This is a genomic window from Flagellimonas algarum (assembly GCF_040513375.1).
Taxonomy (GTDB): Bacteria; Bacteroidota; Bacteroidia; order Flavobacteriales; family Flavobacteriaceae; genus Flagellimonas_B; species Flagellimonas_B algarum.
In genome coordinates, this window is sequence record NZ_JBEVTG010000003.1 from 110084 (window position 1) to 133637 (window position 23554).

Genomic DNA, 23554 nt, shown 5'->3' on the forward strand with positions numbered 1-23554 from the left:
CCCCAATGCGTTATAGTGTCGAGACGAAAATATGTTTAGGGCCCCTTAATCTGAAAAAAACTAGATTAAAAGCTTAAATATCGTTTATACTGTTAAAATTGGCGATGCGTTGGCTTTGCTCCATAAAAAAAGGCCGGTATCGAAACCGGCCTTTATCGCATGCGATGCTATCGCATTTATGCTTTGGAGGATTCCTCCGCTTTTTTGATTTTTATCGTGAGCTCTTCCTTTTTCGAATCGAGGTCCATGAAAATACTGTCCCCTTCGTTTAAATTCGAATTCACGATCTCTTCGGCCAAGGCATCTTCGATGTATTTCTGGATGGCACGTTTCAACGGTCGTGCCCCATACTGCTTGTCGAAGCCTTTCTCGGCGATATAGTCTTTCGCTTTTTCGGAAAGTTTCAAATCATAGCCGATATCCTTGATGCGCTTGAACAATTTATCCAATTCGATATCGATGATCTTGTGAATGTCTTCACGCTCTAGGGCATTGAACACGATCACATCATCGATACGGTTCAGGAATTCAGGGGCAAATGCCTTTTTCAAGGCATTTTCGATCACGCTTTTCTGGTGCGAGTCGGCCTGGGCTTTTTTAGCGGCCGTGCCGAAACCTACTCCTTGTCCGAAATCCTTCAACTGCCGCGCCCCGATATTCGAGGTCATGATGATGATGGTATTCCTGAAGTCGATTTTTCTTCCCAAGCTATCGGTCAAAAAGCCATCATCCAATACCTGTAAGAGCATATTGAAAACGTCGGGGTGGGCCTTTTCGACCTCATCCAACAAAATGACCGAATAGGGCTTTCTACGGACTTTCTCCGTAAGTTGTCCGCCTTCTTCGTATCCTACATATCCAGGAGGTGCCCCTACCAATCTCGAAATGGCGAATTTCTCCATGTACTCGCTCATATCGATACGGATCAAGGCATCTTCGGAATCGAAGAGCTCTTTGGCCAATACCTTGGCCAATTGGGTCTTTCCGACACCGGTCTGTCCTAAGAAAATGAAGGACCCGATCGGTTTGTTCGGATCTTTCAGTCCCGCACGGTTCCGTTGGATCGCCTTGGCCACCTTGACTACCGCCTCATCTTGACCGATAACGAAGTCTTTGATCAATTGGGGCAGTTCGGCCAATTTGTTGCTTTCGGTCTGTGCGATGCGATTCACGGGTATCCCGCTCATCATAGAGACCACATCGGCTACATTGTCCTCCGAAACGGTTTCGCGGTTCAGCTTGCTTTCTTCCTCCCAACGTTCTTGCGCTGAGGCCAAGTCCTTTTCAAGACGTTTCTCATCGTCACGCAACCTAGCGGCTTCTTCGTATTTCTGTTTTTTGACCACGCTATTCTTCAACTCGCGCACATCTTCCAACTGGCTTTCCAGTTCCAAAATCTGTTTTGGAACGTCCATATTGACGATGTGTACCCGGGATCCGGCCTCATCGAGGGCATCGATGGCCTTGTCAGGCAAAAAGCGATCGGTCATATAGCGGTTCGTCAATTTGACACAGGCAACGATGGCGTCGTCGGTGTAGTTGACATTGTGGTGATCTTCGTACTTTCCTTTGATGTTCATCAAAATCTCTATGGTTTCCTCCACCGAGGTAGGTTCGACCATGACTTTTTGGAAACGACGTTCGAGGGCCCCGTCTTTTTCGATGTACTGGCGGTACTCGTCAAGGGTAGTCGCTCCGATACATTGGATCTCGCCACGCGCCAGGGCGGGCTTGAACATGTTCGAGGCATCCAAACTGCCAGTGGCCCCTCCGGCCCCGACGATGGTATGGATCTCGTCAATGAACAAAATGATGTCATCGTTCTTTTCCAATTCGTTCATCACTGCCTTCATGCGCTCTTCGAACTGACCGCGGTATTTGGTTCCGGCTACCAAAGAGGCAAGGTCTAAGGTGACGACCCTTTTGTTATATAAGATCCGCGAGACCTTTTTATTGATGATGCGCAAGGCAAGCCCTTCGGCGATGGCACTCTTACCGACACCGGGCTCCCCGATCAACAAGGGATTGTTCTTTTTTCTTCGGCTCAAAATCTGCGAAACCCGCTCGATTTCCTTTTCCCTTCCGACCACGGGATCCAATTTGTTCTCTTCGGCCAACTTGGTCAAATCACGACCGAAATTGTCCAAGACCGGGGTTTTCGATTTTTTGTTGCCTTTTTGGCTGCCCGAGGCACCGAAGGTACTTTCCTTGGAATCGCCCGTTTCTTCGGGATCGCTAGGAAAGGATTCCGCACGCGGGGTATCCAAATAATCGTCGTCACTGGTGATCATCGATTTGAATTGCTCCTTGACATTGTCATAGTCGACCTTGAGCTTGTGCAGCAATTTGGTCGTTGGATCGTTTTCATTACGCAGGATGCAAAGCAACAAATGCGCCGTATTAATCGATGAACTCTGAAAGAGCTTGGCCTCCAAAAAAGTGGTCTTCAATGCCCTTTCGGCCTGACGGGTCAGGTGAAGGTTCTTTTTGTCTTTTTGAACTGAACTGGTATTCGGGTTGGCCGGACTCAGGATCTCGACCTTTCTGCGTAAGTGGTCGAGGTCGACGTCAAGGGCGTCCAAAATATTGATCGCCTTGCCATTGCCGTCGCGCAATAGGCCGAGCATCAAATGTTCGGTACCGATGAAATCATGGCCGAGACGCAAGGCTTCCTCTTTACTGTAAGCGATCACGTCTTTTACCCTTGGGGAGAAATTATCATCCATAGAAACTCTTTTCAGCAATTAAAATTAATAAAAGTATCGTAACGCTAGTCAAATACCGTACCCATATTCGATAAACACGGATGATTTGACGAAAAAAGGTCATTTTTCTTTGGTTTTTAACGATTCTTTAGGGGGGTAACTGCCAATATTCCGTGTTGATAATTTTTTTAATAAAGTATTGCCCCTGCGCTCTAAAAGGCCTGTTTTTTGGTATATTGCCATGATAATTTAACTACAAAATTTACAAGGATTTTAGCATGGCTGAAGGAGAAAAATTGATACCTATCAACATTGAGGATGAGATGAAATCTGCCTACATCGATTACTCGATGTCGGTCATTGTGTCACGTGCCTTGCCCGATGTCCGTGACGGCCTGAAACCAGTACACCGCCGGGTGCTTTTCGGAATGCACGAATTGGGGGTCAGATCGACCAGTGCCCATAAGAAATCGGCCCGTATCGTCGGGGAGGTACTTGGAAAATACCACCCCCATGGGGATACCTCGGTATACGACACCATGGTGCGGATGGCCCAGGAATGGAGTTTGCGTTACATGCTCATCGACGGCCAAGGAAACTTTGGATCGGTCGATGGTGACAGTCCGGCAGCAATGCGTTACACGGAAGCGAGAATGCGAAAGATCGCCGATGAAATGTTGGCGGATATCGATAAGGATACGGTAGATCATCAGCTGAATTTCGATGATTCGCTGCAAGAACCGACCGTACTACCCACCCGGGTACCCAACTTATTGGTGAACGGGGCTTCGGGGATCGCCGTAGGTATGGCGACCAATATGCCCCCGCACAACCTTTCAGAGGTCGTTGACGGCACCATTGCCTACATCGACAACAATGCCATTGAAATCGATGAATTGATTACCCATATCAAAGCCCCTGATTTTCCTACGGGCGGAATCATTTACGGTTACGATGGGGTCAAGGATGCCTTCCATACCGGTAGGGGCCGTGTGGTGATGCGGGCCAAATCGCATTTCGAGGAAGTTCAGGGTAGGGAATGTATCATCGTGACGGAAATCCCATATCAGGTCAACAAGGCCGATATGATCAAGAAAACCGCCGATTTGGTCAACGATAAAAAAATCGAGGGTATTTCCTCGATTCGCGATGAGTCGGATCGGAAAGGGATGCGCATCGTTTACATCCTGAAGCGTGATGCCATTCCGAATATCGTTTTGAACATGTTGTTCAAATACACGGCCTTGCAGTCGTCGTTCAGTGTGAACAATATCGCCTTGGTCAACGGGCGGCCGAAATTGCTCAATCTCAAAGAGATCATCCATCATTTCGTCGAACACCGACATGACGTGGTGGTGCGCCGTACGAAATTCGAATTGAAGAAGGCCGAAGATCGGGCACACATCCTACAAGGACTGATCATCGCCTCCGACAATATCGATGAGGTGATCAAGATCATCCGGGGCTCTTCGAATGTGGAAGATGCCCGGAACAGCTTGATGGAACGCTTTAAGCTTTCCGAACTACAGGCCAAGGCCATTGTCGAAATGCGTCTGCGTCAATTGACCGGTCTGGAACAAGACAAGCTACGCGAGGAATATGACGAACTGTTGAAGACCATCGAGGATTTGAAAGACATCCTCGACAAGAAAGAACGAAGGATGCAGATCATAAAAGATGAGCTGCAAGAGGTCAAGGACAAGTATGGCGATGAACGCCGCTCCGAAATCAACTTCGCAGGTGGTGACCTGAGCATCGAAGATATGATTCCCGACGAGCAAGTGGTCATCACCATCTCGCATGCCGGCTATATCAAGCGTACCCCCTTGACGGAGTACAAAACCCAAAACCGCGGTGGCGTAGGGCAAAAGGCCTCTTCAACCCGGAATGAGGATTTCTTGGAGCATTTGTTCGTGGGTACCAACCACCAGTACATGCTCTTCTTTACCCAAAAAGGAAAATGTTTCTGGATGCGGGTCTTCGAAATACCCGAAGGAAGCCGAACCTCAAAAGGACGGGCCATCCAAAACCTCATCAATATCGATAATGAAGATAAGGTCAAAGCCTTTATCTGTACCCAAGATCTTAAGGATGAGGACTACGTAAACAGCCATTACGTCATTATGGCCACCAAGAAGGGTACGGTCAAGAAAACCTCCCTGGAGCAGTATTCACGCCCCCGTCAAAATGGGATCAATGCGATTACCATCCGGGAAGAGGATGAATTGCTCGAAGCCAAACTGACTACTGGAACCAGCCAGATTTTGTTGGGTCTGAAATCAGGGAAGGCCATCCGCTTTGAAGAAGGCAAGACCCGACCTATGGGCCGAAACGCCTCCGGGGTCCGGGGAATCACCTTGGCCAGTGACGATGACGAGGTCATCGGTATGATTTCGGTACACAACTTTGAGGACAATGTCCTTGTCGTTTCGGAAAATGGCTATGGAAAAAGATCCAGCATCGATGATTATCGCGTAACTAATAGGGGAGGAAAAGGGGTGAAAACCATTTCCATCACCGAAAAGACAGGCGGTTTGGTCGCGATCAAGAACGTTTCCGATTCCGATGACCTGATGATCATCAATAAATCGGGTATCGCCATTCGCATGGGGGTCGAAGACCTCAGGGTGATGGGTCGGGCGACCCAAGGCGTCAAGGTGATCAATATCAAGAACAACGATTCGATTGCCGCCGTAGCCAAAGTCATGAAAGACGAAGAAGCCGTCGATGAGGCCGATATCCGCAATATCGAAGTGAACGGTGAAGATGGCATGGCTCTTGATAATGATACGCCGGAAACCAAAGAATGATCAGTAAACACTAAATATTTAATTACACAAAAAAGATGAAAACTAAATTGTTATTGCTAGCGGCCCTTTCGATTTCCGTGATGGGCTTTGCGCAGAAAGCAGAGATCAAGGCTGCCGATAAAGCCCTTAAAGGAGGGAATGCCGCGGAAGCGAAGATCACCTTGGAAGCTGCGGCCTCATTGATCGACGCCGCCGATCCCAAGCTTCAGGCCCAGTACTACTCGATTTTGGCGAATGCCAACATGAACTTGGCCAATTTCGAACCAGCGGTCGAGGGCTTTAAGAAGGTGATCGCCGTTGAAGAAGCCAGTGGGAAAAAGAAATTCACCGCCGACGCCCAACAAAAAATGGGGCAAATGACCTCTGAATTGGTCAATGCCGCGGTTGATGACAACAAAAACAAGGCCTACGTCGCCGGTGCTGAAAAATTGTACCTGGCCTACAAACTCAGTCCCCAAGACACCGTATACCTGTATTATGCGGCCAGTAGTGCGGTCAATGCTGGACCTGACAATTACGACCAAGCCATCAAATTCTACGAAGAATTGAAAGACTTGAATTACGATGGTAGTGAGGTCAAGTATACGGCGGTCAACACCACTACCGGTGAAGTCGAGACCATGGATAAAACCACCCGTGATCTTTACGTCAAAGCGAATACCCATAAAGACCCTAAAGAAGAGCGTACTCCATCAAAGCGTGCTGAAATCGTCAAGAACATCGCCTTGATCTACCAAGAGCAAGGAAAAAGTGACCAAGCCTTGGCCGCTTATGAAGATGCCATTGCCAGCAATCCCGGTGATGTGAATTTGGTATTGAACAAAGCCAATTTGTACTACTCCTTGGGGGAGAAGGACAAGTTCAAGGAACTGATGGCCCAAGCTTCTGAAATGGCGCCTGACAACCCGGATTTGTTGTATAACATCGGGGTCATCAATATGGAGCAAGGCAATTTGGAAGAAGCCCGTGCGGCATACCTCAAAGCCCTAGAGGTCGATCCGAATTACGTCAACGCCCAGTTGAACCTTTCGACTTCCTATGTGAACGAAGGCAACAGCCTGATCGATGAGATGAATACTTTGGGTACCTCACGTGCCGATACGCAGCGCTATGATGAGCTGAAGCAAAAGAAAGACGATTTGTTCCTTGAAGGTGCGAAAGTCTTGGAAGAAGCCCTCTTGAAGAACCCTGATAACGAAGGGATCTTGGCCCAGTTGAAAAACATCTACGGTGCTTTGGGAGACAATGAGAACTTCATGAGAATCAAGAAATTGATCGGGGAGTAAGCATCCCCTTCCCAAATAACAAAAAAACCCGGGCCATTGGTCCGGGTTTTTTTATACTACTTTTTTGATGACACGCAATTGATGCGAATACAGTTTGGCCTCGGTATTGAAGATGCCCGTATGGTCGATCCTATCGATGCGGACTTGGCCATGGGCGTGAATGATGTAGTTGTCTTTCAAAATGATGCCCACATGGTCGATGACCCCTTCCTTATTATCAAAGAAAGCCAGGTCACCGGGTTCCGATTCTTCGATAAAGCTCAATGCTTCTCCCTGATTCGCTTGCTGTTCGGTATCACGGGGTAGGGCGAAACCGCTGAGTCGGTATGCCATTTGGGTAAAACCCGGGGCGTCGATGCCAAAGGGGGTCTTTCCACCCCATAAGAAGGGGGTATTCAAATACAGGAAGGCATTTTCAATAATGGTAGGTTTGGAAGGCTTGACCGTTACCACTTCTTCGTCATAACGGGCCCCGATATGAGCAACTGTATCAATCCTAGATCCCAGAACCAAAGGCAGTAGCAATCCACCGGGCAGTTCACAATGCGATACGAGATCCGTCGTCAATGCCGGATGCGTTGCCGCCCCCAAGGCTTCGAAGTTCGCCGCATCGATTTTTTGGAGTTGTTTGTTGGGAACCCACCCTTCGCAGGCGTCGTGATGATTGCGGACTTTGCTCCAATGCTTTCGTTCTTCGGTGATCTTAAAATGATCGCCGAAAAGCAATTGGGTCACCATTTCAGCACTATGGCTGGGTTCGGTGCGAACCGCTACGACACTCAAATGGCAAAGTCCATATTGCATGGGTAATCCCTATTGGTTGCGTTCGATGACCAATGCCGAAGCACCCCCACCACCATTACAAATGGCCGCAGCTCCTAGTTTGGCGTCACGCTGTTGCAACACATGGAGCAGGGTAACCACGATCCTGGCCCCTGAACAGCCCAAAGGGTGGCCCAAAGATACGGCGCCCCCATTGACGTTCACCTTATCATCAGTGAGCCCTAAAAGTTTCATATTGGCCAAGCCGACTACGGCAAAGGCTTCGTTGAATTCAAAGAAGTCGATGGCATCCATAGTCACACCGGCCTTATCCAAGGCCTTGGGCAAGGCTTTTGCCGGGGCCGTGGTGAACCATTTCGGTTCTTGGGCGGCATCGGCATATCCTTTGATCGTGGCCAGGGGTTTGGCTCCTAATTCAGCAGCCTTTTCGGCACTCATCAAAACCAAGGCCGCCGCACCATCGTTGATGGTCGAAGCATTGGCCGCAGTGACGGTACCGTCTTTGGTAAAGGCCGGACGTAATGCCGGCACCTTTTCCATTCTTACGTTCTTGTATTCTTCATCTTCCGAAATGACCACGGGATCTCCTTTTCGCTGGGGTACGGAGACCGGTACGACTTCCGCATCGAAACGCCCCGCTTGCCAGGCTTCGGCCGAACGGTTGTAGGATTGTATCGCGAAGGCATCTTGGTCTTCCCTTGAAAAATCGTGTTCCGTAGCACAAGCATCGGCACAAACCCCCATGGCGTTTTGGTCGTATACATCGACCAATCCGTCGCGTTGCATGCCGTCGACCATGGTGGCCGGGCCGAATTTCTTACCAGCGCGCATCTGCACGTAATGGGGTATTTGGCTCATATTTTCCATTCCTCCAGCGACCACGACATCCGCGTCACCGAGGGCAATGGCCTGTGCGGCCTGCATGATGGTCTTCATCCCTGAAGCACAGACCTTATTGACCGTTGTACATGGTACCGTATCCGGAATTCCAGCGTAAATGGCCGCCTGTCGGGCAGGTGCTTGGCCTGTTCCGGCTTGGACGACATTCCCCATTAAGACCTCATCGACCATTTCAGGCCCGATGCCGGCTTTTTCAAGTGCTCCTTTGATGGCAATGGCACCCAATTTCGGGGCCGCGATTCCTGATAAGCTGCCCATAAAACTCCCAATGGGCGTACGTACGGCAGCTACGATAACTACTTCCTTCATTCATTCAATAATTAGTCCAGCGAAAATACTAAATAATCCAGCAATCCATTTGTTTCGGACGGAAGAGTCGATGCGATAAGTTTTTTCTATTTTTGAAGGGATACATCGCGACTATGGGAAACTCATTGGACAACTTCTACAAAAACCAGTCCCTTATTTACAAGTATTTCCTCTACTTCGTTTCCATAGGCCTGATCGTGTTCTTTTTCCCGAGGGAAGGCAAGTTCAAATACGAATTCCAAAAGGGGAAATCCTGGCAATACGAAAATCTGGTCGCCCCCTTCGATTTTTCGATCAAGAAAACCGAGACCGAACTGGCCGAGGAGCGCAATTCGCTTACCCAAAACCAACAACGCTATTTCGATTACGACAATGGCATGCAGCAGGCGGCTTTGGCCCGGTATGCCACGGCGTTCGAAACCAACTTCGGCAACGACCGTTTCAATCCGGCCCAACAAGAAGTACTTTACGATTTGGGCAAGGCATTGCTCGATTCGGTCTACGCCAACGGGATTTTTGCCGCTGATGTCCCCAAGCGCCGCATCACCTTGGTCAAAGATCAAGAAGCGCTTTCCCTGCGTTCACAAGAGGTTCGCGATCTCGAAGGGGCCAAAGCCTATGTAGACGCCGAATTGAGGCAACGCGGTGATTATGGGGTGTACCGTGAATTGGCCGCGCTGGTCAATAACAGCTTACAGACGAATACCGTTTTCAACAAAGACCTTTCTGACAAAGCCTTGGCCGATGAGTTATCGAGTATTTCTTTTACAAGGGGTGAGGTCGAGGCCGGCAAATTGATCATCGCCAAAGGGGCGGTGGTCGAATCGGAGGCCTTCAACATCCTGAGTTCGCTGAAAGAGGAGTACGAATCGGAACTTTGGAAGGGCAACAACCAATACTTCATTTTGTTGGGCTACGCTTTACTCGTTGCCTTGGTGTTGATCATGCTGTTGCTGTTTTTAAAGAAGTACCGGCCCTCCATCTATGCGAACAACAACAAGGTCACTTTTATTTTCGTCAACATCCTGTTGATGGTATTCATCACTACCATGGTGGTCAAGAATGACGAGAGCTATGTGTACGTCGTTCCCTTATGCGTGTTGCCGTTGATCCTCAAGAACTTTTTCGATGCCCGCTTGGGGCTGTTCGTTCACGTACTCACCATTTTGATTTTGGGTTTTGTCGTTCCGAACAGTTTCGAATACGTCTTTCTTCAGATCATTGCGGGTATCGTCACCATATTGACGGTATCGGAATTGTACAAACGGGCCAACCTCTTTATTTCGGTAGGGCAGATTACCTTGATATACATCGTAGGGTATTTTGCCTTTCATGTCATTCAGGAAGGCACCATCGAAACCATTGAGTGGACCACCTTCGGGATTTTCCTTCTGAACGGGATGATCACCTTATTCGCCCAGCCGCTAATTTATATGTATGAGAAGATCTTTGGGTTGGTATCGGATGTTTCCCTTTTGGAATTGTCGGACACCAATTCCAAATTACTGAAGGAATTGGCCAATAAGGCACCGGGTACCTTTCACCATTCCTTACAGGTATCGAACCTAGCGGAAGCGGCCGCGAACGAAATCGGGGCCAATGCCATGTTGGTCAGGGTCGGGGCCTTATACCACGACATCGGCAAGATGACCAAACCTACCTTCTTTACTGAAAACCAGATCACCAATGTGAACCCCCATGATGACCTGCCCCCAAAGGAGAGTGCCAAGATCATCATCGACCATGTTATCGAAGGCATCGAGCTGGCCCGCAAGAACGGCATCCCCGATAGGGTCATCGATTTTATCCGTACCCACCACGGGACCTCATTGGTATATTATTTTTACAAGAAACAACAAGAAGCGGATCCCGAAACCGAAGATGCCCCATTCCGCTATCCAGGACCGATCCCTTTTTCGAAGGAAACGGCCATTTTGATGATGTCCGATGCCGTTGAAGCGGCTTCGAAAAGCCTTAAAGAACCTACCTATCCGATCATTGACAACTTTGTCGAGAAAATCGTACAAGGGCAGATGCAGGCCAATCAATTTCTCAACGCCAATATCACCTTTCAAGAAATCGAAGCGGTCAAAAAAGTCTTAAAGAAGAAGTTGACGAATATTTACCATCTCCGGGTAGAGTATCCAGAATAAAGAGGGCAGGGTGGCTCTTCCTTCTTGTTAAAGTATTGAAAAAGTGTATCCTAGGCATTGATTTGAGTTGTATCTTTAAATGAGAACTGAAAGTATTACTATTAACATTATCCGTATTGCTATGAAAAATCTATCCGTTGTTTTGCTGCCTCTATGTATGCTCCTTTTCATTGCGCCAATGGCAATTGGCCAAGAATCGGGCCCCTCGGAATGGTCCGGTCCTGAAAAGAACACTGCGACCTTTCAAGTCAATGTGCAGGACTCTTTAGCGATATGGCGGGAACAGATCGTATTGCATACCGATAAGCAACAGATCTTGCCTAAAGACCATTTGTTCTTCAAGGCCTATGTATTGACGGGCCAAAAGCAACGGAGGGTCAGTGCCAGTGAGGTGTTGAAGGTGGAGTTGTTGGATACCGACGGGAAGTTGATCGCGGCCCAGCAGCATCCGATTGCCAATGGGATGTCACAGGGGTCGTTCCAAATCCCGAAACGGACCAAAAAGGGCGATTACATTTTCCGGGTCTATACCCGCTGGATGCAGAACTATGGACCAGAGCATTTCGCCATCCAATCCGTTCGCATCGGTAACCCGGAACCTGAAGCCACACCACAGACCGAAGTGAGCTATTCAATTGGGGTTTTCCCTGAAGGCGGACAGTTAGTGGCTGGTTTGGAAAACCGTGTGGCCGTTGCCATTCAAGATGATGTCCAAAGTTTGACGGTAGTCGATCAATATGATGCTGTCGTGGTGCAGGTCAAGGATTTTGAAGTAGGGTTCGGAACCTTCCTCTTGAATCCAAAAGAAAGACAGCAATACCATCTTGTCATAAATGACAGCCACCGCATAGCCTTGCCCGAAGTCCACGATGTGGGTTATACCATGCAGGTAAATACGCTCATGGATGAAGTCATCAATGCGCGGATCACTGCCAGCGAAAAACTACGCGAAAATGCGGTAAAGCTGCGGGGCGTGGTTAATGGGATACCCCAATTCGAGACGGAGATTACCTTTAAGGATGGTATCGCTGAAGTCGATATTCCGAAAAAATCCATTCCTACCGGGGTGATGAACCTCGAAGTGCAGGATGGATTCGGGCAGGTTTGGGCTAAGAGACCAGTGGTCATCGATCGGGAGGCCCTTCAGATCGTTGCGCGAAAGGAGAAAGATAACAAAGGTGGGCAAGAACTGGTATTTAAGGTACGGGATACCGAAGGTAAGCCCGTGCAGACCGAAGTCTCGGTGGCGGTTACCGCGACTGTTGAGGAGATGACAAAGCAGGCCTCTGTTTTTACCAACGAACGCAATGCGCGTTTTGCCAATGACCTGCTCTTACTGACCCAACAAGCTACACAAAGACAAGGACTCTCCGAAGTCGAAATTCCAGAGAAGATCAAGTACGATTTCCAAAATGGTTTGGAGTTTTATGGACAAGCCTTTGATTTTGATGGAAGCTTATTGACCGATACCCCCATGCAGATTTACATTTCGGACGGAAAGGATGTAGTCATTGAGGACTTGCGTACCAATGATGAAGGTTTGTTCAAACTTTCGAACCTGCAATTCAGTGGAGAAGTGGGCATGCATTTCCGCACCTCGGGTGAAGAAACCAGGGAGCGCTTGGTACGCGTAGTGCCCTATGCGTATGACGTACCACCCATATCCGAATCTACCCAGAACGATGGGCAGAAACGCACTACAAAGAACAAATTGGCCAAAAAGTCGGCCTTGGCTTTTGAGACTGAAAATGAGGAGAACCTCATCGCCTTGGAAGAGGTGACTTTAACCGAACAAAAGACCGAACGGTATTACCAACCCTCCTTTTATGGAATCCAACCAAGCCGCGTGGTATACCAGGATTTCGATCGCCCGAAGACCATTCCCCAGATGTTTTTGAACATCCCGGGTGTACGTGTATTGCGGATGGGGGATATCAACCCGGAAATCGTTTTGGGTCGTGTAGCCGGCTTGGGTCCGATCCTATGGGTCATTGACGGATTTCCATTACCACAACCTGCGGCCTTGATCGATATCATCAGTTTGGTACCGGCCACCGATGTGGAGCGTATCGAGTTGCTCTTTGGGCCGAACGCATCAATGTACGGGACCCGTGCTGCCGGAGGGGCGATTTTGATCTATACCCGCAGCGGATCGAACCAAAACTATTTGGCCCGTAAAGACGCTCAATTGACCTTTCAAGGGTATCATGAATCGCTCGGCTTCGACGAATACCGATTGCCAAAAAGCCTTCAGGCCAAAAGTGCTGAAAAGACACTGTATTGGAACCCCGTTTTGCGTACCGATGCCAATGGGGAGGCCCGCGTGGCCTTACCTGAATGGGACAGCGAAGCGACGGTAACCATTGATGCCAAGGTGATTACGGCTGAAGGGAAAACCGCCAATTTGCAGCAGACAATCGATCGCTTGGAATAGGAAGACCCACAGACGCGAGGGCGTTCTTTCCGGAGCGTATCACCATTCAAAACCATAGGGATCGGATGCCCCTCAAATATTTTCAAAAATAGTTGCATCCTTTGACGGGAAAAGGTATTTTTGCGTCCGCAATTTTTGCGAACGATCTTTACAAAAGATAGGAGAGGTGCCGGAGTGGTAACGGAGCAGATTGCTAATCTGTCGGCGGGTAACTGTCGCCTGGGTTCGAGTCCCAGTCTCTCCGCGAGGCATAAGTCAAAAGAGACTCGAGCTGCATTAGCAAATGTCAACCAGCCGTTCAGCTGGCCCTTTCGCTAAGGATGTCAATACGACATCGATGTGAAGCTCAGTCCGGGGTGTAGCGTAGCCCGGTTATCGCGCCTGCTTTGGGAGCAGGAGGTCGCAGGTTCGAATCCTGCCACCCCGACACATAAAGCCGAAAAGGTTCTCGTAGAAAGCTTACTTTCTGAAGAGGACCTTTTTTTGTTTTATATCCATCGAAGCATTGCCATGTTTCCAAAGAAGGGCTTATCTTTCGTGGTATGCGACCTTCCACCTTTAAAACCCGCTCTCACGCTTATTGGGTCTTTTTGTGCTGCACCCTGGCATTTCAATGGGCTTGCCGTGATACCCACCGAAATGAGGCCGAGCGACCCCCAAACGTCATCGTCATCCTTACCGATGATCAAGGATGGGGAGATTTGGGTATGAACGGTAATTCGAAAATCCGAACGCCGCATATCGATGCCCTGGCACAACAAGGGGCGGTGGTCGAACGCTTTTATGTGAGTCCGGTTTGCTCGCCGACCCGGGCCGAGTTCTTAACCGGACGTTACCATGTCAGAAGTGGGGTCTTTTCCACCTCAGAAGGGGGCGAACGCATCGATCTGGACGAGACCACCATCGCCGAACACTTTAAGGCCAACGGCTATGCCACCGCCGCTTTTGGAAAATGGCATAGCGGTACCCAAGGGCCGTACCATCCCAACAACCGCGGATTTGAAGAGTTTTACGGATTTACCTCGGGGCATTGGGGCAACTATTTCAGTCCGATGTTGGATCATAACGGGGAAATCGTGACCGGAAATGGCTTTTTACCCGACGACCTGACCGACCACGCCCTAGCGTTTATCGAATCGCATAAAGACGCCCCTTTCTTCGTCTACGTTCCGTACAATACGCCGCACAGTCCGATGCAGGTACCCGATCAATGGTGGGCCGGTGTTCAGGATGCCGACCTGCAAACGGCCCATAGGTATGCGCAAGAGGAGGACCTGCAGTTTACCAAGGCCGCCTATGCGCTATGTGAGAACATCGATTGGAACGTAGGACGGATCCACCAAAAAGTAAAATCCCTAGGCCTCAGTGAACGTACGATCATCGTGTTCCTGTCCGATAACGGGCCGAACAGCCACCGCTTCAATGGTGAACTCAAAGGAAAAAAAGGGGCGACCGATGAAGGGGGCGTACGGGTGCCCTTCATCATCAATTGGCAAGGAACGATCCCCGCAGCCACCCGTGTTGACCGTATCGCCGGGGCGATCGACATCCTCCCCACTTTGGCCGATCTCGCAACATTGCCAACACCAACCGAAGCTCTCGACGGCATGAGTTTGAAACCCCTATTGCTCAATACCGCTCCGGACTGGGACGATCGTTATTTGGTTACCCATTGGAAAAACAGGGTCAGCCTTAGAGACGACCGTTATCTTATGGCCGAAGATGACCGTTTGTATGATTTGGATGAAGATCCTGGGCAACGTACCGATGTCACTGCCGAGCAGCCCGAACAATGGGAGCGCATGAAGGCCTATAAAACCCAATGGATGGCCGAGGTTTTGACCGAATTACCCAAAGAAGATCTGCGCAGCCTGCCCGTGGGTTTCGGCACCCTGCCGACCCAGCTCCCCGCACGTGACGCGACCCCCCATGGTGGTATCATACGTTCAAACCGCTGGCCGAATGATTCGTTTCTAACGGCCTGGACCAGCCTTCAAGACAGCATTACATGGGAAGTTGAGGTACTTGAACCGGGCACCTATGAGGCCGTTGTCTATTACACCTGTGCCCCGCAAGCGATCGGGTCTGTGTTGCAACTCCAGTTCGGAACTCAACAACTTCAGGCGACAATCACCGAAGCCCACGACCCCCCGCTGATCGGTCATGAACAAGACCGCTACCCTAGGCAAGAATCCTATGTCAAAGCCTTTCAACCCATGGTACTGGGGAATATCGACCTGAAGGCCGATACCAACAGCCTGAGCTTGAAAGCCGTTGAAAAGACCTACGACACTATCATGGACTTTAGGTTGTTGACCCTCCGCAAACTGGAATAGACCCACCCTAACTACCGAATCCCATATTCACCGCGTTCGCTTAGAGTCCGTTATCGGCGATATACTGTTTGGGTGTGGCCCCGGTGTACTTTTTAAAGGCCCGATTGAAAGTGGTTTTTGAGTTGAACCCGCAGTCGTAAGCAATGCCGAGCAGGGTGTTTGTACCGTGGGCCTTCTTCTGGAGTTGCTCAATGACCGAGACCACCCGCTTTTCATTCACGAAGTCATTGAAGTTCATTTGAAACCCTTGGTTAATGACTTTGGATACTACACTACGGTTGGTTTCCAACTGTTGCCCCACTTCGATCAGGGTCAGGTTGGGATTTTTATGGAGTTGTTGCCGGGCGAACAAGGCGTCGATTTTGGGTTTCCATTGCTGCAAGTCGATTTCGTTTGGGTCATTGGCATTGCTATCGGGTTTTGGGGGGATGCTACCCATAGCCAAGCTTTGACCGCTTTTGAGGGTATGCGAATAGCCGGCAATGGCCATATAGAGCAGCATGATCGAAAAACAGAGGTAGTACCAGAACTTTCGGCCGAACTCCCACCATTCGGGATTCAAAATGAAGAACAGCACCCGCAAGAGCAGCATGAGCCCGAAGGCGATGGCGAAATGTTTGACCCATTGGTAGGCGATGGCATCCGCATAGCTCACTTGTTGCACGGCCAACCTACGGTAGGCTGCATGGGCTTTTAGGCTGATCATCAAATAGGCCAACATCGAAATCAATCCCGCAATCTGATACCAGGGGTCCAAGTCCTTGTCCATCCCATCCGCATAAAAATAATAGCTGTCGAAAACGAAAACGTCCCCAACGAATACGATCAGACTATAGAGCAGGTAGAGTGCAGCAGGAAGAAAGTGCAGCCACTGTGTACCGGCCACGCGGAAGTTGGTATCCAACAGCGAAAGGATGTAGCCATAGAAGACCGGTCCGATTAGGAACAATTGTTGAAACGGAACGAAAAACAGGAAGGTGCGGTATGACGATTCGCCATACCACCCGGCATAGCCGCACATAAAAGGGACGATATAGAGTGCCCCCAGAAATACAAAGCCGGCGAGCCATAGGCTACTGCTCCGGTTTTCAAGTCGGCCTTTGCGGTACAAGAGTAGGGTGAATAGCAGGGCGTTGGCAAAAAAGATCAGCAGTACCGAACTCTTCTGGTTGTAATCGAAGAAAAGCAGTTCATCCAAGTGGTGGCGGGTTGTTTGTGGATGGAAGTTAAGGAAAAGCCGATGATTTTAAGATGTCCATCCATTATTTGAGAGTATACGGTGCTTAATTCACGATCCTGAACACGAAGTGTAACCCCATAATGGACGACCATGGCTTTTCGGCTTGACGTTTATGCAAAAACACGAATGGGAATTTTGGTGGCCTTTTTGGTCGTCAACCTTGTTTTCGGGCTCTTTGCCCAAGCAATTTTCCAAGGGAATCTTCTATTTAAGATCGCTTATAAAGTCTTTTTGATTTTATGCCTGGTCGGGTTGCTTCGTGAACTTCGGATTCCCATGTTTCGAATGAATGGAAAACTTTGGATGGGTGCGGGCTGTTTTTTCGCACTACTGGTGCTATTTGTAGTCCAGGAAACAGAATATGCAACCAGTCCGGCTTGGGCCTCTGATGAACATGGGTATTTTTTTTTGAGCTGCCTTTTGGTGGGACTTTTCGAAGAACTGCTTTTCCGGGTCTTTGTTTTCGATTCGGTGTTCAAGGCCGTTGGTGCCATTCGAAATCGACTCCTGATAGCGGTGGTTTGTACAGCTTTAATTTTTGGTGTGGCCCATTTCTCCAACTTGTTTCACGCCGATACCAATCCGCTCGCAATTGTTAATCAAGCGCTATTCGCGTTTTCCATCGGTATTTTGCTGCAGTATATTTTAATCCGCACCCAACAACTGCCCGTAGTGGTCAGTATCCATGCGGGGATCAACTATTTAGGTGCATTTCAGCGCGAACTTTTGGAAACCGTAACTCCAAAGGACATGTACACATTACAGGATTTTTGGGTGTCGTCTTTATTATGCTTATGCCTGTTTATGGTTATAATCATTCCAATTAGCCGTTTTTTAGTAGACTCAAGGAAATGACTTAATTGAGATTTCCAAGGATTTTCCCATAGCTGTTGATCAAATAGATGTACAGGGCGTACATGATGATCAAGATCGGCATGGTAGTCGGCACACTGAAATCGGTGGTGATATCGATATTCATTTGATGAAGGAACTCCCTGGTCGATAAGTCGGCAATTGAAAATAGGAACAAGATGTTAAAGGTGAAGATACCGATGATCCAGTTGCGACTGCGTTTGGTTCGAGCGATTTTGGCCCGCATTTCATTGCGAAAGAACCATAGAAGAATACCAATGGTGAAGAGCAATTCCAAAAAAACGCCCAGATAGGGCATGGAATAGTAGAGACCGGTACCCACCGAAAGGGTGTCCGTTCCGAAAATATTATGCGGATAGCCCCCAACATAATCTACAAAGGCATGCACGGCGATCAAAAGAAGGGCGGTCCACCCCACTCGGTTGCTCTTAAAAATACCCTTCCCCAAGAAAAAGGCCAATACCATCCAAATCACGATAGGAAGTAGATCGTGACTGAACATCATGTTCACCGATAAATTGTCAAGCGAAACGTCCAATACATTGCGTGGTTCGGTGTGTTCCAGACCAAGAAAGTGAAAGACCAACCAAAAGAGGTCGGGGAGTTGTGACATGATCAAGTAAAAAGGCAGGCTTCCTGCCGGTGCTTTTTGTTTCGCGATCAAGGCGGTGGCGTAATGTCCTGCGAGCATGCGATTGGTTTTGGGATTGCTTTGGCCCGCAAACTAGCTAATTAATCATCACCCCTATTGTACAAAACAGCTGAATCGACAAACGCCTTCGGGGTAAAGCCCAAGTTTTCCTTAAATGCCCTACCGTAATGGGCATTGTCATAAAAACCATAATGGAAAGCCGTTTCGGAAATGCCTTGTTCCTTGAGCATTCCAATGGATTCGCATATGCGGATCCAAAGCTGAGATCTTCTAAAGGTCGATCCCGTGGTTTCCTTGAAAAAATGCAAAAACCTACTTTTTGAGAGATGGATGTGTTGTGCGCATTCTTCCGCTTTGACCCAGCGATTCCTGTGGGTGTAGAGAAAATCCAAAACTTCCAATAGGCGATCATCGGTTCGTTTTTCGAAGGTTTTGAAGTCCGTACTAGCTTCAAAATGCCTTTCGATGTGTTGTGCCAAGGTCCCCAAGGTCATTTTACCTTCGATCGTTTGTTGGGCGTAACCGATCAAATCGGCAACCAGATCTTGGTTAAAAAAGAAGTCGTGCTCCCCAATGATCGAATTCAAATACATGCCGATTCTCGACTGCGGGTTAAAGAACAAATGGAGATTATTTCCGGATGATTCCAAACGATGGGTCACGTTGGGTTTAATAAATACCGCTTTATCCAACTGCCGTTCCGTTTTACCGTTGTTCAGTGCCAAGGTTCCAGTGACAGGTATGCTGACTTGAATGGTGTAGTGTTTGTGCAGTTGGTTGTTCTCCATGGATCCTAGCAAAAACACCCAATCCTTTTTACGATACACGGTAATATTCAAAATCGCTGTAATGACGTTCTTCGCCAACGAAGATACACATGCTTTTTTTATGTGTTTAAAATGAAACGCCTACAGCACCTTGCGATCCCATATAGAGCAACTGAGGAGTTAATCCTTCCGCACCCGATAGGTAATCCTTCGATTGGTGATCACATAACGTTTGCCGATTCCGAACGTGAAACGGGCCCCGTCGACCAGCGCGGTAACTGTGTTAAAGGTATAGGTATGGATGCCCGTCTGTTGGGCATTGCCCAAAGCCAGGGCGGTTTCAAACGTTCCATCGGCATCCGTATCCACGATCAAACGGAGGTCTTGGGCACGTAAACCGGTCAGGCCATCGATGCCGTTCAGGTCGATGGTGAGATCTACAGCACCCAAATCAGTGGCATGGCCCGATAGGTCCACTTCGCTCACCCGCCAACTGCGCCCCAGTCGTATCCGAACACTATTAGGGACGTCTTCGGCCTCATGGAACGTCAATTGCCCCTGGTCGTGGCCCCAAAGCAGGAATTCACCGTCATCAAGGTCCTTGGCGTTATGGATGCGGACCCTGCCCGTACCTTGGGCGTCGGTCTGGGCGTTCAGCAAATCGAACTGCCCGATACCTGCGACCTCAAAGTCGAAATCCCCGTTTTCCGGATTGTCGGCCACATAGAGATCATCTTGGGCGAGGGGAATGGCATATTTGGCCGATAAGTAGTTGTTGATGATCAGGCGCTCGGCCTCGTTGACGTTGCGGTTGTACACCAGCAATTCGGCGATTTGCCCATCCAAGGATTCTTCCCCTTGTCGCCCGATGCCGAACTCGCTCCAAGCCTGTACCGTTCCGTCATAGGCAATGGTGCCGTTGCGCGCTAGATTTAGGTATTGTGTAGCGTATTGACCGTCCATCTGTTGGCTGATGATATGGAACGGACCGATAGGCGTGGTGACCTCGCCTTCTAGGGGCGGAATGTCCAACCAAGTTTCATCGGTCTGTACCACACGACCTAAGGAGGGCCGCTCCGGAAAGGTCCACATGCCCACCGATTTATGTCGGGCGAACCGTGAAAAGGCCAAGCCAGGTGGTGAGCCTTGGAAGATACCGTCGGAATCGTGTCGCAAGCGAAATTGTTTGACGACTACGAAGAAGCTTGCCTGGTCGCTATGCGGCAAACCGGAGACCAACATCCGATCGTGTTGCCCGTCAAATCGCAGTACACCGAATCCGTTCAGGACATTGGTTTGATAGATGGGTTGGTTGGTCCCGATCGGCTCAATAAAATGATGGCCGTTGCCCGAACGGTCGCTCCACTGGTAAATGGAGGTATTCGCAGGGGCCGGGGTAATCCCGGCATCGGTAAAGGTCTGGCCATCGGCAACGATCCATATCAGGTTATCTTCCGAAGTACCGACGCCCGCAGGGCCGGTCTGTGCAACCAAACTTATCGGAAATAAGACCGACCAAAATGCGGCCAGCAACAGTAGGACGGAAATGCTGCAACAGGGATTTGTTCGTTGTTCCTGGGTTCTTGTTTCTAAACGATCAGCAGTAAGATGATAAACTGCAAAAGGGAGGTGCTCATCAGCAGCCACATGCCGAAGTTTCCGACCATGCGGACCAGCTTGAGCTTTAACCGGTATTTTTTGGAAACGACCAGCACGCAGCTCAGCAGAATGATGATGCCGATACCCGACAAGAGCATGTTTAGAAAGAGGATGGAACTTAGATGTTCTAAGAGGACTTCCATTGGATTTCATTCGTTATCGTTGTTTGTTGTTTGCTTTCCCTTTGGTTAGGGTCGAACCGCTAGCAGTGGAACAGCGATCATCGAGCTCGTTACGGACGTTGGTATGGGGTCAAACGTCCGTATGCAATCGAAACCATGGCAAGTACTTTGGGGAAACGGTGCTGTTCGTAGCAGCAAGTTGCACAATGCCAGTATCATTTTTTGACGCTTGTTCGCGTCCATAATTCAGGTTGGTTACACCAGGCCGAAGGTCGTTCATCACACACGAGAGCAAATACAACTACCCCGTTCGCTAATGACTCGTGATGACAAAACTTGACCTTCGGTTGAATTGGTGTATGTGTTCTGGGCATTCGCGCCCATCCGTGCAATCATTGATCAATTGGGTCTCACCGTACCCTTTGTATTGTAAGCGTTCTTTTGCGATACCGTGGGCAATCAAGTACCGATAGGTAGCCAAGGCCCTTCGCTTTGAAAGTGCCGAATTCGCGGCATGGGAACCCCTGCTGTCGGTATGGGAGCCGATCTCGATCTTGATGGTGGGGTACCGCTTCAAGGCTTCGACGATCTTTTTCAATTCGCTTTCGGCATCAGCACGGATCTCGCTTTTCCCAAAATCGAAATAAATAGGGTTCAAGATACCGTTCAGGTCGCCCCCTAATTCGATGGGGATCGTCCCCTTCGTCAACAGGAAATCGACTTGTACGGCCGCGGCGATGATGGCATCGCTTTCGATCGCTTTTTCCTCGATTTGATAGTTTGGGGTGCTTGCCCGTACTCCGGTCAATTGCCGCGTTGGTAGGTCGTGGACCTGATAGGATCCATCGGTAGCGGTACGCTGACTCGCCAAGGCCTTGTTATGGATGTCGAATATGGTGACCTCGGCGTTCGCCAGCGGTTGCCCCGAATTCAGATCCTTAAGGGTCCCGAAAACGGTGATCGTATCGGCATAGCCGTCTTGTTGTGTACGTAGTTTTAAGTGGAGTTCCGAGACCTGTCCTTTCCGAATCGATTGTGGGATGGTTTTCTCGCGGATTTGATAGCCGTCTTTCTCTACCCTGATATAGGCCAGTTCACGGGCAGCGGTTTGGTCAAAACGGTAGTGGCCCTTGGCATCCGTCGTTACGGATGCGATGACTTGGTCGTCGGCGTCAAAAAGGGTCAGAAGGGCTTGCTCGATTGGCGCGGATTTTTCAAGGGCGGTGACCGAACCTTCCAAACTGACGAAGATCGGAAAACGGTATTTGGCCTGTTCGTCAACCCCATGGATATCGTCACCGCTGACATCCCCCTGGCGGTTCGAACCGAAAAACCCGATGCCGTTGGCGTTGATGGTATAGGCGAAATCATCATGCCGGCTATTGATCAGTTGCCCGGTATGGTATACGCGTTGGTAGCTGCCATCAGCTTCCAAAGGGGCCATGAATAGGTCCAGGCCGCCCATGCTTTCTTGCCGGTCTGAGGCAAAATAGAGTATCCCGTCGCTATCGACAAAGGGAAACATCTCCTTACCGAGGGTATTCAATGCGGCCATGTTCTTGGGGCTTCCGAAACTGCCGTCGTCAAAGAGGGGTACTTGGTAGAGGTCGGTCTGGCCTTTTCCGCCCGGTTTGTCGGAACTGAAATACAGGGTTTTCCCATCGGGACTTAAAGCCGGATGGCCTACGGAATATTCGGTATTGTTAAAAGGTAGGGCCGTGATCTTTTTCCAGCTACCGTTGACGTTTTCGGCCCGGTAAAGGTCGATGGTGACCACGTCGTTCTTGTTATGCCCGATACGCTCTTTCAGGTAATTGTTGCGGCTGAAATACAGGGTCATCCCATCGGCAGTGATGGCCAATGGCCCTTCGTTGTAAGGGGAGTTCACCTCGCCGGGTAAGGGTTCTAGACGTTGATCGACCGCGTCGAGGTCGACATAAAAGATATCGGAGGTCGGGGTACGGCCATGCCGGGTTTTTTTACCCGTATCGGTGCTGATGACATACAAGCGGTTGCCAACGAGCAAACCGGGGTATTCGTTGAAGTCCGAATTCAAGCCATAGGCCCGCTTCTTATAGCGGTCGCTGTTATCGGCCAAGGGGATCTCTTTTTGATCGTAGGCGGTATACCGAAGTCCTTTGTAGTCGTAATAGGTGACCAAGAGCGAATCGGCTTGTCGATAGGCTCCCAAGGCTTTCAATACCTGCCCATAGCGGTAGTTTTCGATAGGGGTGGGGCGTACGCTAGGGTTGTCGTAGTACCGCCCATACCAGGTGGCGGCTTTGCGGTACTCACCATTGTAGTAATAGGAGTTCGCCAGTCGCAGATAGAGCGCGACATTCTCGATGCCATTTTGCATGTCTTGTTCGGCGACATTGGCATAGATCTCCAAGGCATCGATAAAACCCAGATCCTCGTAAGACTTGCTCGAAGCCTCCCCGATCTGGGCACACACAGAAAGGGTGAAGATCTGGGAAAGCAGTACGAACAAAACGATAAACGGTAGCTGACTTTTCATGGTGTCC

The 23554-nt window shown here is 49.4% G+C and carries 15 protein-coding genes and 2 tRNA genes; 8 read left to right on the plus strand and 9 right to left on the minus strand.

What is annotated here, in order from left to right; translation table 11 throughout:
- Nucleotides 1-176: 176 nt before the first annotated feature.
- On the minus strand, nt 177-2726 hold the full coding sequence (locus ABV409_RS14215) for an ATP-dependent Clp protease ATP-binding subunit (RefSeq protein WP_353878285.1): 2550 nt from the start codon (nt 2724-2726) through the stop codon (nt 177-179).
- A gap of 257 nt (nt 2727-2983) precedes the next feature.
- Here ABV409_RS14215 and gyrA point away from each other — a divergent pair, with 257 nt between their 5' ends.
- Together gyrA and ABV409_RS14225 are read left to right on the plus strand one after the other, a co-directional pair.
- Complete coding sequence (gene gyrA / locus ABV409_RS14220; protein WP_353878286.1) at nt 2984-5515, plus strand: DNA gyrase subunit A; 2532 nt, start codon at nt 2984-2986, stop codon at nt 5513-5515.
- 35 nt (nt 5516-5550) lie between these two features.
- Nucleotides 5551-6801 carry a tetratricopeptide repeat protein gene (locus tag ABV409_RS14225; protein WP_353878287.1) on the plus strand — a complete coding sequence of 417 codons (1251 nt, stop codon included), beginning with the start codon at nt 5551-5553 and terminating at the stop codon, nt 6799-6801.
- Nucleotides 6802-6852: 51 nt separating this feature from the next.
- Here the strand turns inward: ABV409_RS14225 and ABV409_RS14230 are convergent, their stop codons facing one another.
- Together ABV409_RS14230 and ABV409_RS14235 are read right to left on the minus strand one after the other, a co-directional pair.
- On the minus strand, nt 6853-7605 hold the full coding sequence (locus ABV409_RS14230; protein WP_353878288.1) for a C40 family peptidase: 753 nt from the start codon (nt 7603-7605) through the stop codon (nt 6853-6855).
- 9 nt (nt 7606-7614) lie between these two features.
- Complete coding sequence (locus ABV409_RS14235; RefSeq protein WP_353878289.1) at nt 7615-8793, minus strand: acetyl-CoA C-acyltransferase; 1179 nt, start codon at nt 8791-8793, stop codon at nt 7615-7617.
- A 113-nt stretch (nt 8794-8906) separates the two neighbouring features.
- Here ABV409_RS14235 and ABV409_RS14240 point away from each other — a divergent pair, with 113 nt between their 5' ends.
- The 5 genes from ABV409_RS14240 (at nt 8907) to ABV409_RS14260 (ending at nt 15716) form a co-directional block, all read left to right on the plus strand.
- Nucleotides 8907-10946: an HD family phosphohydrolase gene (locus ABV409_RS14240; protein WP_353878290.1), complete on the plus strand. Its 2040-nt coding sequence runs from the start codon at nt 8907-8909 to the stop codon at nt 10944-10946.
- A gap of 121 nt (nt 10947-11067) precedes the next feature.
- Nucleotides 11068-13380, plus strand: coding sequence for a TonB-dependent receptor (locus ABV409_RS14245; RefSeq protein ID WP_353878291.1), 2313 nt, complete (start codon nt 11068-11070; stop codon nt 13378-13380).
- Between the two features lie 160 nt (nt 13381-13540).
- A tRNA-Ser gene (locus ABV409_RS14250) sits at nt 13541-13624 on the plus strand.
- A 108-nt stretch (nt 13625-13732) separates the two neighbouring features.
- Nucleotides 13733-13807: transfer RNA gene (locus tag ABV409_RS14255), tRNA-Pro, on the plus strand.
- Between the two features lie 115 nt (nt 13808-13922).
- A complete protein-coding gene (locus tag ABV409_RS14260) occupies nt 13923-15716 on the plus strand; it encodes an arylsulfatase (protein ID WP_353878292.1) in 1794 nt (597 codons plus the stop codon).
- A gap of 40 nt (nt 15717-15756) precedes the next feature.
- Here the strand turns inward: ABV409_RS14260 and ABV409_RS14265 are convergent, their stop codons facing one another.
- Nucleotides 15757-16914, minus strand: coding sequence for a helix-turn-helix domain-containing protein (locus ABV409_RS14265; RefSeq protein WP_353878293.1), 1158 nt, complete (start codon nt 16912-16914; stop codon nt 15757-15759).
- Nucleotides 16915-17046: 132 nt separating this feature from the next.
- On the opposite strand from ABV409_RS14265, the gene ABV409_RS14270 reads away from it, so the two are divergent.
- The gene (locus ABV409_RS14270) at nt 17047-17811 is read left to right on the plus strand and encodes a CPBP family intramembrane glutamic endopeptidase (protein ID WP_353878294.1); all 765 of its coding nucleotides are present in this window, start codon (nt 17047-17049) and stop codon (nt 17809-17811) included.
- Between the two features lies 1 nt (nt 17812).
- On the opposite strand, the gene ABV409_RS14275 is transcribed toward ABV409_RS14270, so the two are convergent.
- From ABV409_RS14275 to ABV409_RS14295, 5 genes are all read right to left on the minus strand, one after another.
- The gene (locus tag ABV409_RS14275) at nt 17813-18520 is read right to left on the minus strand and encodes a hypothetical protein (RefSeq protein ID WP_353878295.1); all 708 of its coding nucleotides are present in this window, start codon (nt 18518-18520) and stop codon (nt 17813-17815) included.
- A gap of 41 nt (nt 18521-18561) precedes the next feature.
- Nucleotides 18562-19347, minus strand: a complete 786-nt coding sequence (locus tag ABV409_RS14280; protein ID WP_353878296.1) for a helix-turn-helix domain-containing protein — start codon at nt 19345-19347, stop codon at nt 18562-18564.
- 81 nt (nt 19348-19428) lie between these two features.
- Nucleotides 19429-20742, minus strand: a complete 1314-nt coding sequence (locus tag ABV409_RS14285; RefSeq protein ID WP_353878297.1) for a DUF8202 domain-containing protein — start codon at nt 20740-20742, stop codon at nt 19429-19431.
- A gap of 95 nt (nt 20743-20837) precedes the next feature.
- Complete coding sequence (locus tag ABV409_RS14290) at nt 20838-21050, minus strand: hypothetical protein (RefSeq protein ID WP_353878298.1); 213 nt, start codon at nt 21048-21050, stop codon at nt 20838-20840.
- Nucleotides 21051-21342: 292 nt separating this feature from the next.
- Nucleotides 21343-23547, minus strand: coding sequence for an OmpA family protein (locus ABV409_RS14295; protein WP_353878299.1), 2205 nt, complete (start codon nt 23545-23547; stop codon nt 21343-21345).
- Nucleotides 23548-23554 lie beyond the last annotated feature (7 nt).